This is a genomic window from Paenibacillus campinasensis (assembly GCF_002272015.1).
Classification (GTDB): Bacteria; Bacillota; Bacilli; order Paenibacillales; family Paenibacillaceae; genus Paenibacillus_AQ; species Paenibacillus_AQ campinasensis.
Genome location: NZ_NPBY01000035.1, coordinates 1 through 1,553, shown reverse-complemented (window position 1 = coordinate 1,553; position 1,553 = coordinate 1). Strand labels below are relative to the sequence as shown.

At 53.3% G+C, this 1,553-nt stretch carries 1 protein-coding gene; it reads right to left on the bottom strand.

What is annotated here, in order from left to right; genetic code table 11:
• Positions 1 to 43 precede the first annotated feature (43 nt).
• Positions 44 to 1,270: a nitrate/nitrite transporter gene (locus CHH67_RS11555; RefSeq protein WP_095265339.1), complete on the bottom strand. Its 1,227-nt coding sequence runs from the start codon at positions 1,268 to 1,270 to the stop codon at positions 44 to 46.
• Between the last annotated feature and the right edge of the window lie 283 nt (positions 1,271 to 1,553).

Sequence of the window (1,553 nt, the reverse complement as noted above, 5' to 3'; positions counted from 1 at the left end):
GTCATTATCGCTTGGTCGGTGTATTTGACCGTCCGTCCGGAACTCAGATCTTGACGGAGCTGGTTTGTGCTCCGGTCTGAAGCTGGCTGGACCAGCTTCTGCGCCATTTTATCTGCATAATAAGGGTCAGTGCCAGCGAACCGGCAGCAATGATCGCCAAAATGATAAAGCCTGGCGTATAGGAGTTCGTAGCCTGATACAGGCGTCCGAGAATGAGCGGCAGCGCGTAACCGCCCAAACCGCCGGCTGCGCCGACGATGCCGGTCACCAGCCCGATCTCGGCTCCGAAACGCTGGGGAACGAGCTGGAATACCGAGCCGTTGCCAGCCCCCAGGCACATCATGCCGAGGAACAGCATAATGACAACCAGCAGGAGCGGCGGCAGGAAGGAGACGCCAAGCAGCATGATGGCGGCACCGGAATACAGCATCATCAGCATGCGCGATCCGCCAATCCGGTCAGCGAGAAATCCACCCACCGGACGGAAGAAGCTGCCGGCAATGACGCAGATGGTTGTAATATCCGCTGCCTGTACAGGGGTAAGCCCATATTGGGTGTTGAAGAAGATGGTCAAGTAGTTGGCAAGTCCGACAAAACCGCCGAAGGTGACGCAGTACATGGCGCAGAACACCCACGTATCACGCTGCTTCAGAACGTTGGCATACTCGGACATTTTCTTCGGCGCAGGCCGATTCGGGCTGTTGCGGGCGAACAGGCTGAAATAGATGAACACCAGCGTGACTGGAATGATAGCCAGACCGAAAACGACTTCCCAGCTGCCAAAATGCTGGGCCAGCCGGTTGGCAAACAAGGTGGCCAGCACCGTACCGCTGTTGCCAGCCCCTGCAATGCCCATCGCGAGGCCTTGATGCTCTTTCGGATACCACTGCCCAGCGAGGGGAAGTGCAGCTGCGAATGAAGCGCCTGCGACGCCAAGCAGCATAGCAACAACATACAGTTGATCCAGCGAGCTGACCCACAGCCAGCCAAGCAGCAGTGGAACCAGCGTTATCAGCATGCCGATCTGGGCGGTCAGCTTGGGGCCGATCCGGTCGGCGAGAACGCCCAGCACCAGTCTGAGTATGGAGCCTCCCAATACCGGCAGTGCTACCAGATTGGCTTTTTGCACCGGGTCCATCGGGTAATCGGCTGCAATGACAACCGCCAGCGGACCGAGCATGCTCCAAATCATAAAACTGATGTCAAAATACAGAAACGCACCAAACAGTGTGGGCTTGTGCCCGCTTTGCCAAAATCCCTTCTTCTCCACTTCTCGTCACTCCTCATCCAATGAAATTCTTTGTTTACGATCATTTTTATAGGCTTCTCTCCAGGCAGAAAAGGCCGCAAAACGTCCAATGAAAAGAACGTTTTGCGGCCTCATTGCCGTTATGCGGGGCACTTCATTGTGCTGCCGCACTCGCTGATCACAGCGTTGTGATTTTGATTCACATTATAGATATTATCATTATTGAATGTCAATATATATTACATAAAATTTCGAAAAATAAAATTTTGAATAAAATAAAGGGATTATGTGTTAGAATTATTGA